Below are 13505 nucleotides of genomic sequence, written 5' to 3'. Positions count from 1 at the left end.
TGGAGGGGTTACACTCGCTGCAACTTAGCGTTTTTGCTCAATAGTAAGCGGGCAGGGTCCTTTAACCAGTTGTACAGCATGGCCGCAAAGAGTAAAAATGCAAACCCAGTCGCAAGTACAAAGCCATAGCTAACATGGCCAAAGTAATCGCTCACCATACCCATCAGAAGTGGTGCTAGCGCAGCAGAAAGTGCGGTGAAGAACAACATCACACCAGCAACAGAGCCATGCTGAGCTTTGTCAAAACAAGAGATCCCTTTTGAGTTTAATGTTGGGTAAATCATAGACATAAATAAACCACTTAGCGGGAGCGTATAGATAGCGGCATTAACACCATAAAGATAAGTTAAAAAATAGCATACAAATATAGCAAAGCTCAGCGCTAGCATTACGCTTTGCCAACGGTACTTAGCGAGTAACCATACAGCCATAAAGCGACCTACTGCACGTAAAATAAAAAAGATGGTGAGGGCATAAGTTGCAAGCCAAGTTAAATCACCTTGGTAATCCTGTAATAAAGTGGGCATCCATACATAAATTGCGACTTCAGTTGCAACGTAGAGTGCTATGGCGAGGGAAAAGCCAAGTGCATATTTGTTCTTGAGCATCGCTGCTGTGTGTGAGAGGCCCGCATTGTTTTGTGCATGAGCGGTATTAAACTTGGGAAACTCAGTGCTTAAAGTCACGATACTGAGTATTAAGCACAGCCCACCAGCAAGCACATAAAGATAGGTCCAACTCACCCCCTGTATCAATAGATAACTGACAATTGCAGGGCCAATTATCGCGCCGATGGCAAAGAAGCCTTCGACTTTATTCATGGTTTGAGTATGTTCTTGTGCGCCGTCAGAAATGTCGCCTAGAAGAGCGAGGGCCCCTGTTTTAAATAGACCAATGGCTAATCCAATCACACATAAAAGCATTAAAAACATGGTGAAAGTTTCACCCAGTGCGAACAAGAAACATGCGGATGAAAATAGCATGAGGCCAATTAACACCGTGAGCTTACGACCTATTTTATCTGCCAAAAATCCTAAACATAAGCCGCTAAAGGCAATTAAAATCATTGGCGCATAGTGAAAGGCGCTGGCTTGGGTCATGCTAAGTTGATATTCGCTGATCAGTGTTGGAATGATCACGCCAACGGCGTCTGATGTCATCGCAAACATCAAAAACATCATATAAGTTAACCAGCGCAATGTGTTGAGCTGAGTGTGATTCGACTTGCTGCTCATTGTTCACCTCTTGAAGGGCTTTGTTATGTAGCTGGTCTACTTCTTTACATAAGACTGAGTGTAATACTAATCTGCATTAAGCGAATTATTTTTAGTAGAACGCTACGATAAAACTTGATTATTGTTTGTTCATGATTAAAGATATAACTTAATCGATTAAGTCTCAACTTTTTTAATGAGTAAATTATGAAAAACCAAGTTCAGTTGATCACGTATGCTGACCGCCTGTCTGGCGGCGGCCTTGCACAATTAAATACGTTACTAACGGGCCCGTTAGCTGGACTATTTGGTGGTGTCCACATTTTGCCTTTTTACTATCCAATTGATGGTAGTGACGCAGGTTTCGACCCGATTGACCATGCCAAAGTCGACGGACGATTGGGCGATTGGCAACATATTAAGTTGATTGCCGAGCACTATGAGGTAATGGCAGATCTTATCGTTAACCATGTGTCAGGAGAGTCAGCAGAATTTGCAGATGTGTTGGCTCATGGCCAAGAGTCACAGTTTTGGTCGATGTTTTTAAAAGAAGAAGATGTCTTTCCTGATGGCATCACGCAAGTGCAAGCGCAAGCAATTTATCGTCCGAGGCCAGGAAGTTGCTTTTCTAAAAAGGTGTTAGTGAGTGGCGAAGTTGTGGATTTTTGGACCACTTTTACTGATAACCAAATTGATATTAATGTTGAGTCAGAAGCGGGGCGCGCTTATTTAGAAAAAGTCTTAACATTGTTTGCAGACAGTGGAGTGAAAATTATTCGACTAGATGCCGCAGGATATGCAATCAAACGCGCAAATACCAGCTGTTTTATGACTGATGAGGCCTTTGCTTTTATCAATCAATTATCTAAGCGCGCCAATGAACTTGGCATGGAAACCATTGCCGAAATTCACAGTTATTACAAAACTCAAGTAGAGGTTGCCAGCAAAGTCGACCGTGTTTATGATTTTGCGCTCCCTCCGCTTATTTTACACAGTTTATTCAATAAAGATTTTTCGGCTTTAGCCAAGTGGTTGGACATTGCGCCGCGTAATTGTCTAACGGTGCTGGATACTCATGACGGAATTGGCATTATTGACGCAGGGCCTGAAGGGGATAAACCAGGGTTACTCGATGCCAATCAAATTGATGCTTTGGTTGAGCAGATCCATAGCAACAGTAATGGTCAAAGCCGCAAGGCAACCGGCGCTGCAGCGAGCAATGTCGACTTGTATCAAGTCAATTGCAGTTATTATGAAGCCTTAGGGAAGCATGATTTTTATTATTTAGTAGCAAGAGCAGTTCAGTTCTTTTGCCCTGGAGTACCACAAGTTTATTACGGTGGTCTATTGGCGATGGAAAATGACATGGCGCTCCTTGAAAAAAGTAATGTTGGGCGCGATATCAACCGCCCTTATTTGGATGTAGTGATGGTGGAAGCTGCACTCGATAAACCTGTCGTGAAGGGTCTGCAAACTCTAATTAAACTGCGTAATACTTGCTGCGCATTTGATGGCAATTTTGCAGTAACATGCCAAGGCTCAAATCTGGTTATAACTTGGGAGGGCAATAATGCAAAAGCGGAGTTGCGAGTTGATCTCGCAAAAGATGAAGCCATGATTAAAACTTCTGAAAACGCAACAGAGCAGAGCTATAACATTCAATCGCTGCTTTTCTAACCATAGCGAGGAGCCAAAGTTGCGCGTAGAAAGCTGGCTTTAAGTTCCTCAACATCGATTATCCTTGGTAGCGGCTCGCAATCTTAGTTGAGCTGCTATGTATAGATAAATATCAACAAAGCGTAATTGACATAGCGGATTATCTATATAACAATAAAGTTATATAATTAATTTGTTATGCAATGATGAAGATACTTTTTCTTTGTTCTGGAAACTCAACGCGGTCAATTTTAGCGCAGGCGCTAGCTAACTTTCATGGTGGTTCGGATGTTCATGCTTATAGTGCAGGCACTAAGCCGAGCACTGTGAATGCGACTACGCTGTCAATGCTACGCCGTTTAGGGATTAATACGGACAATCTGTACAGTAAACACCTCAATGAGTATAAGGACGAACACTTTGATGTGGTGGTAACCTTATGCTCTGAAGTCCAATCTGAATGCGAAGGTAAACTGCAAGGAGAACATGTCCTTGCGTGGGATATTGCGAGTCCAGCTGAGCGAAATCGCAATAATGCTTATGAGCAAACCTTGTTCGACATCAATGAACAAGTTATTTCCCTACTACGCGAAGGTAAGCCACAACATACGCTACTTACACCCTTGCAATTTTATAAATCCTTAGCGGATGAGATCCGCTTAAAAACGCTTGCCATGTTGATGGTGGAAGGTGAGCTATGTGTTTGCGAGCTAATGGCTGCGCTTGAACAAGACAGCCAACCCAAGGTGTCACGGCATTTGGCGCAGCTAAAGAAGGCTGGAATTCTATGTGATCGCAAGCAAAAACAATGGGTATTTTATTCTATAAACCCAACGCTACCGCTATGGATGAAGGCGGTGATAAACGCCACGGTTATGCATCAACCAGATTATATAAAAGCTGAGTTAGTGAGGCTAAATGCGATGGGCGAACGGCCAACACGCATGGCAACTTGCTGTAACTAATAATTAGATTTTGGAGTTCTTATGACAATTAAAGTAGGGATCAATGGTTTTGGTCGAATGGGGCGTTTGGCGCTTCGCGCTAGCTTTGACTGGCCTGAAATCGAGTTTGTACAAATTAACGATCCTGCGGGCAATGCAGAAACTCTAGCACACTTGCTAGAGTTTGATTCTGTCCATGGTAAATGGCATCACAGTGTGTCTTTTCAAGATGAACAGATCCAAATAGGTGAAACAGTGTTGTCGGTGACTCAAAACAAAGAGATTGCGCAAACCGACTGGTCTCAATGTGACGTCGTGATCGAAGCATCCGGCAAAATGAAAACCAAAGCTTTGCTGCAACAGTATTTAGATCAAGGCGTTAAGCGTGTTGTTGTTACGGCACCGGTAAAAGAAGAAGGAGTATTGAATATTGTGATGGGAGTGAATGACCATCTATATGACGATATGCCCCACCAAATCGTTACAGCCGCTTCTTGTACCACAAACTGCTTAGCGCCCGTGGTAAAAGTCCTGCAACAAAATATCGGCATAAAGCACGGTTCGATGACGACTATTCATGACATCACCAACACGCAAACCATTTTGGATGCGCCACATAAGGATTTACGCCGCGCGCGGGCCTGTGGCATGAGTTTAATTCCGACAACAACGGGTTCAGCGACTGCTATTACCCATATCTTTCCTGAATTAAAAGGTAAGTTAAATGGTCACGCCGTTCGTGTTCCATTGGCGAATGCTTCATTAACAGACTGCGTTTTCGAGGTTGAGCGGCCAACTACAGTGGAAGAGATTAACCACTGGATGGCGCAAGCTGCTGCTACTGAGCTTAACGGAATTTTAGGCTATGAATCAAGACCATTGGTTTCTATTGACTATAAAACGGATCCTCGCTCTAGTATCGTCGATGCGTTATCTACAATGGTAGTTAATGGTACTCAGGTTAAGTTGTACGTGTGGTATGACAACGAGTGGGGCTATGCAAATCGTACCGCGGAATTAGTACGTAAAGTCGGATTGTCGTTAGGCGAATAAAGCATTATGCAGCTGCGCAATATACCTCAAAATATCAAGCAATATCTCATTGTGACAGGCAACTATTGGGCGTTTACCTTAACGGATGGTGCGCTCAGAATGTTGGTGGTGCTTTACTTTCATCAATTGGGTTATAACCCGCTTGAAATTGCCATGCTATTTCTCTTTTATGAAATTTTTGGTGTTGTCACCAATTTAATCGGAGGATGGCTTGGCGCACGCATTGGCTTAAACCGCACCATGAATATTGGGTTAGGCATACAAATAGTGGCATTATTGATGTTGGTAGTACCAACGCACTGGCTCACCGTGCCTTATGTTATGGCAGCACAGGCGCTCTCAGGTATTGCCAAAGATCTCAATAAAATGAGTGCCAAAAGTGCGATAAAGGCCATCGTAAAATCGGGTGAAGAAGGGACCTTGTTTAAGTGGGTAGCAATACTTACCGGCTCTAAAAATGCGCTAAAAGGCGTTGGCTTTTTTCTTGGCGGGCTGCTGCTTACCTTACTTGGCTTTACCGGCGCGATGTGGTTAATGGCAATCATGTTGCTATTAGTGTGGTTGTTTAGCCTTATCAGCTTAAAAAGCGATTTAGGCAAGGCTAAAAGCAAACCCAAATTTAGCGATGTATTTTCAAAAAGCCGAGCAATTAATATGCTGTCTGCCGCGCGATTGTTTTTATTTGCCGCACGGGATGTTTGGTTTGTGGTTGCGCTTCCAGTCTTTTTATCGCAGCAGTTCGGTTGGGATCATTGGTGGGTTGGTGGCTTTATGGCTACTTGGGTTATCGGTTATGGCATCGTGCAATCAACAACTCCAAGGTTTATTAGTCGTGATAAGTTTGCATCAACACCAAGTAAAGTCAGTGGATGGGCGTTGTATTTAGCGGCTATTCCGCTGTTGATTGCTATTTCACTTCAAACGCAGCTCTGGACAAGCTTAGCTGTAGTAGGTGGGCTTTTACTCTTTGGTATTGTGTTTGCTATCAATTCATCTCTTCACAGCTATCTTATTGTGAGTTTGGCCGATAGTGATGGAGTGTCACTCGATGTGGGCTTCTATTATATGGCGAACGCCATCGGGCGGTTACTCGGTACAGTATTGTCAGGGTGGATCTTTTTGGAGTATGGCTTAGCGGCTTGTTTAGTAATATCTTGCATATTCTTAATCACAGCAGGACTGATTTCAAACAAAATTGTTAGGTAAATGTGTTTGCTTGTGAATATTCTTGTTCCTTATATGGTTTCATGCTTTACTAATCTGGATTTATTCAGCTGACTATATATTAAGGAGAATATAAGTGAATAAATACCTGTTAGTGTCAAGTTCGGTGGTAGCGGCTGTACTAACCTTAACTAAGGTTGCTACAGCTGAAGCTTCAACCAGAAAAATGTATGATTTGGAGCTATGTTATACATGCGATGCAAGTAACGCTGAAAGCTTTGCTAAAAAATATCTGCCAGCACTGACGTGTTACGAAAATGAAGGAGTATTCGATAGGGATTACATTCAAGAATGTTACTCTGATACTAAAGAAGTCTTAATTATCAACGCAAACTCAAAACAGAAGTGGCTTTATAGGTTATGGCATGCTAATCAAGGAGGGGTTAGTGCGGAAATGGAGCTTCGTAGTCAAATTTTACCTGTACCAAATCATGCAAATGCATTAGCGGACGAGTTAAGCAAGTCTTATGATGCTTGGGGCCGGGCAACAACGAAAGTTTCCCAAGAGTATAATTCATCAAGTATGCAATCTACACTGAGTATCAATACTAGCACTAGCCGCCAACAAGCGTTATCTGAAAATAACTGTGAAAATGAAGCTATTACCCGAGCTGCAATACTCGCGTTCGACGAAAGGACAAGAACGACTCTACGAAGACGTGCGGAAAATGCATTAATTGAAGAGTATGGTAGCTTAAGGGCGGCATTTGAGACTACTCGTGTTACTCAGTTTGGTTACACGGTAGGTGTGGGAGGTGTTGGATTTACAGGTCAAGTAGAGTATGTACCGCGCAGAAGAATGATAGATATAAAATTTTATGATGCAATTAATGGCAACCATAGAGTGGTATATAATTTAGAGTTTAGTAATGATATTCGCATGGATTTAAATAAAGACATGACGACATTCGCAGGAGTATCTGTGCGCTATTTACGAGAGAATCCTGCAAGCCTAAATCAAGTATCGAATTGTGTTCTTGAAACGCTTAATATATATAGAAAAGCGAGTGTGAAAAGTAGTGATACTTCAGATGGTGCTATTGATTTACCGCCAGCTACTGGGCGATATCCAAGTCGCAATTCTGGTGGAGGTGTAGGTGGAGAGTTTTGTACATGGACATTCTATGATCCTTGGGGAGAGGTGCTTTTCGAAATGGAAGGCATGTGTCCGTAAGGAACTTCTCGTATTTGAGTATTTAGCTTGGGGCAATTAACAGCTTTGCCCCATTTTTAAGGTATAGCCAAGCATTACTTTATCATCGCTTTTATTTAAGAAGAGTTTGGCTGCTTCTCGGCCTTTTTCTTCACTATTTTGATGAATGGTAGTTAAGCTGGGACTAAAGCGTAGCGCTTCATCAACGCCATCAAAACCAACGACTTTAAGATCCTGCGGTATCTTTACACCAAGTTTTTTGGCTTCTCTTAACAGCGGTAGTGCAATTAAGTCACTCATACACAGCACGGTATTAGGCCTTGGTGAGAGGTTAAGTAGTTCTTTTGCGGCGATATTTGCAAACCTTTCGCTGCTTTCAGGAATATTCCACACTCTGTCTTCGCCAAGTGTTAACCCACGCTCTTCAATGGCTTTGAGATATCCGCTATAACGCTGATGCGCAATAGAGGTCTCTATATCTGTTAGGTTCTGCTCATATACGCGGCATAGCAAATCAGTGTCTAATAATCTCAAACCAAAAATAGCAACATCACTATTGTCGTTTAATGCTTTACTCGCTACATCAAAGGCGGCTTGTTGGTTGTCGATATTAATACTGGCATGTGCGGGCAAATCAAAGTCAACCGTCACAACCTGTTTGCTAACATTCGCAAGATGCTCAATTAACTTGGGATTACGCGGGCGGCCATAACAAATTAAGCCGTCGACGAAATCGACAATGTCTCCGACATTATCTGCGGTGCCTGAGAACAAGAGTAGGTTAATATGCTGAGCTTCTAAAACGCTTGCAACTCCTCGCATAAAGCTACTCGCAACGGGATCTGATACCATATATTCAACGCTATCGGGTAGTACCAGCGCGACAATGTTAAACGAGCCCTTACGCAGCGATTGGGCTGCCTTGTTAGGTCCAAAATAACCCAATTCTTTACAGGCTTTTAGGATTTCTTCTCGTTTGGATTTAGAGAGTTGATCTGGTCTGTTAAAAGCATTCGATACAGTTGCATTTGACACACCTAATTCCGCCGCAATGCTTTTGAGCGTCCATTTTTTTTTGTCGTTACTCATTGGCAGGACCCCTTAATACAGTCAGGCATATGGCAATGGTTTAGTTCATCTTAACTAGTAAACACCTTAAATAACAAGCAATAATAGATTATTGTCGCAATCTAGTTTAAAGAAAATAGTCAATGAGGTATGATGCGCCATACTTTTATTGCAAATTGTTCTCATAATCAATGACATTAGATAAACTTTCCAAAAATAGCGCAGCGACCATCACTTCTCTTACCCATCCAGATACTGCGTTACTGAGTCGAATAATGGCACTTGGAATTATTCCTGGTGAGCAAATAGAAGTCATTAACGTCGCCCCACTTGGATGCCCGATGCAAGTGAAAATTGGTGACACCTTTGTGAGTGTGCGTAAGGCCGACGCACAGTTCGTTGAAATTGAAGTTTTATAAGTTATTAAGGGCTCACGTATGAAAATTGCGTTAGTGGGGAACCCGAACTGCGGGAAAACCACATTATTTAACCGCCTGACCGGCTCTAAACAAAAAGTAGGGAATTGGCCAGGGGTAACTGTCGAGAAAAAATTCGGCTATTTTGCTTTAGAAAACACAAACGTAGAATTGGTAGATTTGCCCGGCTTATATAGCATGGAGCAAATTGAGCCAAGCCAAGATGAGCAAATCGCGTGTGACTTCCTAAAGCAAAATGAAGCTGACGTCATCATTAACATCGTGGATGCCGCAAACTTACAGCGAAATCTAGTATTAACTTCCCAGCTGAAAGAATTAGGCAAACCTATTCTCGTTGTTGCAAATATGGTTGATGTCGCAACACAGCGTGGAAGAACGTTAGATTTAAAAAGACTCTCTGAACAGTTAGGGTTACCTGTAGTGCCATTCCACGGTGCTAAAGGTACAGGGCAAGAAGCGTTGTTGGAACAACTCGCACAGATCACGCGTTTTCCAAAAGCACCTGTGACGGCAAACACCGAAAGTGCTAGCAGCGATCCCCTCGAAAAAGCGGTTGCTCGTCACCAAGCAGTGAAAAAATTGGCTGATGGCGTAAGTGTCATTACGCCAAAACGTGCAGATACGACAGAAACGCTTGATAAAATTGTGCTCAACCGCTGGCTTGGTGTACCTATTTTCTTAGCCATGATGTATTTAATGTTTACCATTGCGGTGAATGTTGGTGCTGTATTTATCGACTTTTTTGACATCGCCGTGGGCGCCTTACTCATCGATGGTGTAAAAATCTTGCTGGCTGATATTGGCGCACCTCAATGGCTAAGTGTGTTATTGGCTGATGGTTTTGGTGCGGGTATTCAATTAGTGGCGACCTTCATCCCTGTTATTGCGGTGCTGTATCTGTGCTTATCCATTTTGGAAGACAGTGGTTATCTTTCTCGGGCCGCGTTTGTTATTGACCGTTTGATGTCATCCATTGGTCTACCTGGCAATGCTTTTGTACCTTTGATTGTTGGATTCGGCTGTAATGTGCCTGCGGTTATGGCGTCAAGAACGATGGGCCGAGAGTCAGATAGGTTACTGACGATTATTATGGCGCCATTTATGTCCTGCGGCGCTCGTTTGACGGTATATGCGTTATTTGCAGCGGCTTTCTTTCCAACGAACGGAGCCAATGTCGTTTTTGGTCTGTATTTGCTTGGCATAGTGGTTGCGGTAGGTTCTGGCTTTTTATTTAGAAAGCAAGTATTCAAAACGCAAAAATTACCCTCGTTTACTGAGATGCCAGCGTATCATATGCCAATTTGGCGCAATATATTCATTACCACTTGGCAGCGTCTGAGCGGCTTTATCAAACGTGCTGGCAAAACAATTGTCATGGTGGTTATTTTACTCAGTGCATTAAACTCGATTGGTACCGACGGTTCGTTTGGCAATGAGAATACAGATAGGTCACTTTTGGCGAAGGCTGCACAAGTTGTCACGCCAATCTTTGAGCCAATTGGGTTAAAAGAGGAAAACTGGCCTGCTACGGTTGGTGTTGTGACTGGTATGTTTGCCAAAGAAGCCATCGTCGGTACTTTAGATGCGCTTTATACCGGTGCCGAAGAAGAAGGTGGAGAGTTTTCATTGTTGGCTTCGTTAAAAGAAGCGTTGATGACCATAGTAGACAATAGTAAAGATCTTATCGCAAACCTTGGTGATCCATTAGGACTTAACGAATTAGAATCAGGTGCTGAAAGTGGCACAGTGCTACTCACCGCAATGGCCGCGAAATTTAATGGTCAAATTGGTGCATTTAGTTATCTTGTCTTTATCTTACTCTATACTCCTTGTGTAGCGGTATTAGGTGCAATTAAGCGTGAATCTGGCGGTAAGTGGATGTGGCTTGTTATTGGCTGGACGACCTCAATTGCTTATATCATGGCGACTTTAGTTTACCAAGCTAGTCAGTTAAGTACCTCGCCGACGAGTGCTTCACTTTGGATTGTAGCGATGTTGTTGTTTGGATTTGCGTGGTGGAAAGGGTTATCCCGACTGGGCAATAAACTTAACCAACCGCCAACCTATCAAATAAACTTAGGTTAGTTATATTCAAAAGCTTGTTTAATTACGGCGCTTAGAGCGCCGTTTTTTATTATTTTTTGGTATCAAGCAAAAAAGGCAGTGTCAACTGAGTCAACACTGCCAACAACTCTAAATCAATCAAGGGGAGTCTTCGTAAAGGAGATTACGCCGCTTTATTGACCGAAGGGTTACGCAATAATGAAAGATTTATGACTGTGAAAATTTCACTTTGCTTCTTGCTAAAAATCGCTTAATTTTTAGCTCTACTCTTGCTGTTAACCGGGACAATAATGATAACCACTGATACTCCTCTTATTTTGCGCCACCTTGATACTATCCATGCACTGATCTCTAATGCTTATTGGGCAAAACAAATGCCTAAAGCATTGCTAGAAAAAGCCATTCAAAATAGCCTGAGTTTCATGTGTTTGGATGACAAAGGCGAGTTTCAGGGTTTTTGTCGCGTGATAACTGACTATGCCACCTTTGCCTATCTTGCTGACGTGATAGTTGATGAAAGTGCCAGAGGTAAAGGAGTAGGCAAAGCGATTGTTCAAGCCGTGGTTGAACATCCAGAGCTACAAGGCTTAAGGCGCTTTATGCTGGCAACTTTTGATGCGCATACTCTATATGAAAAATTCGGCTTTGCAGCGGTGCCAGATCCGAGCATTTTGATGCAGATCTGCCACCCCACTATATATTCGGATTTACAAGATTAATTGCAGGATTTCGGTCATTTATATTTTGTTTTTTAGAACGAAGACTGGATAAATACACTTACCCTGAACATAATAAAGACGATAACAATAACAGGTGTCTTTATTATGTTACTGCTCGCGACTATCTATTTGGCTGCTGCGATATTGGCGGTGCCAATCGCTAAACGGCTAGGGCTTGGCTCTGTGCTTGGATATTTATTGGCGGGGATCCTAATTGGTCCTCACCTTCTTCATCTTGTGGGGGAGCAAACGGACGTCATGCACTTTGCCGAGTTTGGTGTAGTGATGATGCTATTCTTAGTCGGGCTTGAGTTACAGCCCAAAAGGCTCTGGACGATGCGCCGCTCTATAGTTGGTCTCGGTGGCTTACAAGTAGTTATAACAACGGCTGTACTCTATTTCGCGATTGATTTAGTGCTTGGCTTTTTGTGGCAGCAATCATTAGCCATCGCGTTAATGTTGGCACTGTCTTCTACTGCCATTGCACTGCAAACCTTAAATGAAAAAGGCTTAATTAAACAATCTGGCGGTCAAAATGCGTTTTCGGTGTTGTTATTTCAAGATATAGCCGTGATCCCCATTCTCGCTATTATGCCGTTGTTAGCATTTAGTGATTTGGCTGTGAGTGATGGCCACGGCAATTTATTACACGCTTTTCCGACTTATCTCCAAGTGATTATCTCTGTTTTTGTCATTTTGGCTATTATCGCTGCCGGGCATTATGTTGCCGCGCCGTTATTTAGGTATATTGCCAGCACTCGAATGCGCGAACTATTTACCGTGGTGGCGTTATTTATCGTTATCGCAACCGCGTTATTGATGCAAAGCATTGGTTTATCCCCAGCGCTTGGAACATTTCTCGCGGGTGTTGTTCTCGCGGAAAGTGAATTTCGCCATGAATTAGAAGCCGATATCGAACCGTTTAAAGGGTTACTACTTGGCCTCTTTTTCATGACAGTAGGCGCATCAATCGACTTTTCCTTATTGGCACAAAAATGGTTATTTATTTTAGCGTCAGTGGTGCTACTAATGGGGTTAAAGGCGGTTATTTTATATATGTTGGCAACGGCGTTTTCACTGCATAAGCGAGCGACATGGTTATTTACCGCAGCCCTGTGTCAAGGCGGTGAGTTCGCGTTTGTACTCCTTTCGGTTACTGGCAGTTTAGCAATCTTAACTCCAGATCAAGTCGCGTTAGTTACACTGGTTGTTGCGGTATCTATGCTCGGATCGCCCCTCATTTTTATTCTTTATGACAAAATAGTTGAACGCCAGGCCAATACTCCTCAAGAACAAGATAGCTTAGAGACGATGGAAGCGACACAAAACGTTATTGTGGTCGGCTACGGGCGTTTTGGCCAAGTGATAGGGCGTTTGCTTCATGCACAGGGTTATCATTTATCGATTTTGGATCACAGCCCAAGCCAAATTGAATTACTCCGTCGCTTTGGCAATCAAGTGTTTTATGGCGATGGTGCTCGATTAGATTTACTCGAAGCCGCAGGGGCTCACGAGGCGCAAATGCTGGTCGTGGCGATTGATGAGCCAGATAAAACCCTCGAAATCGTCAGGTTGGCGCAGCAACATTTCCCTAACCTAAAACTTGTAGTTCGTGCGACCGACCGTCGCCATGCCTACCAACTGATAAAATTGGGTGTCACTGCGTTTGAGCGAGAAACCTTTGTCTCTGCTGTGAAGTTAGGTGAACAGGCGCTCAAGTTATTGGGCCATAGTGAAGAAGATGTCGCACGAGCGGGTTACCTCTTTACCAAACACGATGTTGAATCTATGCATATGCTCGCCGATGTGTGGGGAGACGATGAAAGCTATGGTATTGCGATCCGTCAGCGTATGGCTGACCTCAAACAGGTGTTGCAGGCGGACGAAAAAGCGCAAGAAGATCTTAATACCTGCCATGGTGAAGATTGTGAAAATAAACCATCAACCATTGAGCAATAACGCATAAATATTAG

Annotated in this window: 11 protein-coding genes; 9 read left to right on the top strand and 2 right to left on the bottom strand. The window is 43.1% G+C overall.

What is annotated here, in order from left to right; all coding sequences use genetic code 11:
• Window positions 1-8: 8 nt before the first annotated feature.
• Window positions 9-1235: a sugar MFS transporter gene (locus tag DS891_RS07135; protein ID WP_174169315.1), complete on the bottom strand. Its 1227-nt coding sequence runs from the start codon at window positions 1233-1235 to the stop codon at window positions 9-11.
• Between the two features lie 186 nt (window positions 1236-1421).
• On the opposite strand from DS891_RS07135, the gene gtfA reads away from it, so the two are divergent.
• From gtfA to DS891_RS07110, 5 genes are all read left to right on the top strand, one after another.
• Entirely contained in the window at window positions 1422-2891 is a 1470-nt protein-coding gene (gene gtfA / locus DS891_RS07130; protein ID WP_174169314.1) for a sucrose phosphorylase, read from the top strand.
• Window positions 2892-3073: 182 nt separating this feature from the next.
• Complete coding sequence (locus DS891_RS07125; protein WP_227387876.1) at window positions 3074-3835, top strand: metalloregulator ArsR/SmtB family transcription factor; 762 nt, start codon at window positions 3074-3076, stop codon at window positions 3833-3835.
• Between the two features lie 21 nt (window positions 3836-3856).
• Window positions 3857-4867 carry an ArsJ-associated glyceraldehyde-3-phosphate dehydrogenase gene (locus DS891_RS07120; RefSeq protein WP_069019406.1) on the top strand — a complete coding sequence of 337 codons (1011 nt, stop codon included), beginning with the start codon at window positions 3857-3859 and terminating at the stop codon, window positions 4865-4867.
• Between the two features lie 6 nt (window positions 4868-4873).
• Complete coding sequence (arsJ, locus tag DS891_RS07115) at window positions 4874-6073, top strand: organoarsenical effux MFS transporter ArsJ (protein WP_102057970.1); 1200 nt, start codon at window positions 4874-4876, stop codon at window positions 6071-6073.
• 94 nt (window positions 6074-6167) lie between these two features.
• The gene (locus DS891_RS07110; protein ID WP_174169313.1) at window positions 6168-7265 is read left to right on the top strand and encodes a hypothetical protein; all 1098 of its coding nucleotides are present in this window, start codon (window positions 6168-6170) and stop codon (window positions 7263-7265) included.
• Window positions 7266-7301: 36 nt separating this feature from the next.
• Here DS891_RS07110 and DS891_RS07105 read toward each other — a convergent pair whose 3' ends face one another.
• The gene (locus tag DS891_RS07105; protein ID WP_010605303.1) at window positions 7302-8333 is read right to left on the bottom strand and encodes a LacI family DNA-binding transcriptional regulator; all 1032 of its coding nucleotides are present in this window, start codon (window positions 8331-8333) and stop codon (window positions 7302-7304) included.
• 170 nt (window positions 8334-8503) lie between these two features.
• Here DS891_RS07105 and DS891_RS07100 point away from each other — a divergent pair, with 170 nt between their 5' ends.
• The 4 genes from DS891_RS07100 to DS891_RS07085 all read left to right on the top strand — a co-directional run bounded on the left by DS891_RS07100 (window position 8504) and on the right by DS891_RS07085 (window position 13491).
• Window positions 8504-8731 carry a FeoA family protein gene (locus tag DS891_RS07100; RefSeq protein WP_010605304.1) on the top strand — a complete coding sequence of 76 codons (228 nt, stop codon included), beginning with the start codon at window positions 8504-8506 and terminating at the stop codon, window positions 8729-8731.
• A gap of 18 nt (window positions 8732-8749) precedes the next feature.
• Complete coding sequence (gene feoB / locus DS891_RS07095) at window positions 8750-10834, top strand: ferrous iron transport protein B (protein ID WP_174169312.1); 2085 nt, start codon at window positions 8750-8752, stop codon at window positions 10832-10834.
• A 269-nt stretch (window positions 10835-11103) separates the two neighbouring features.
• A complete protein-coding gene (locus DS891_RS07090; RefSeq protein WP_010605306.1) occupies window positions 11104-11532 on the top strand; it encodes a GNAT family N-acetyltransferase in 429 nt (142 codons plus the stop codon).
• A gap of 105 nt (window positions 11533-11637) precedes the next feature.
• Window positions 11638-13491, top strand: coding sequence for a monovalent cation:proton antiporter-2 (CPA2) family protein (locus tag DS891_RS07085; RefSeq protein WP_174169311.1), 1854 nt, complete (start codon window positions 11638-11640; stop codon window positions 13489-13491).
• The last annotated feature ends 14 nt before the right edge of the window (window positions 13492-13505 follow it).

It is taken from the genome of Pseudoalteromonas sp. JC28 (assembly GCF_013319255.1).
GTDB lineage: Bacteria > Pseudomonadota > Gammaproteobacteria > Enterobacterales > Alteromonadaceae > Pseudoalteromonas.
Note: the sequence above shows the minus strand (reverse complement) of the source record. Positions and strands in the feature narration are given on the sequence as shown.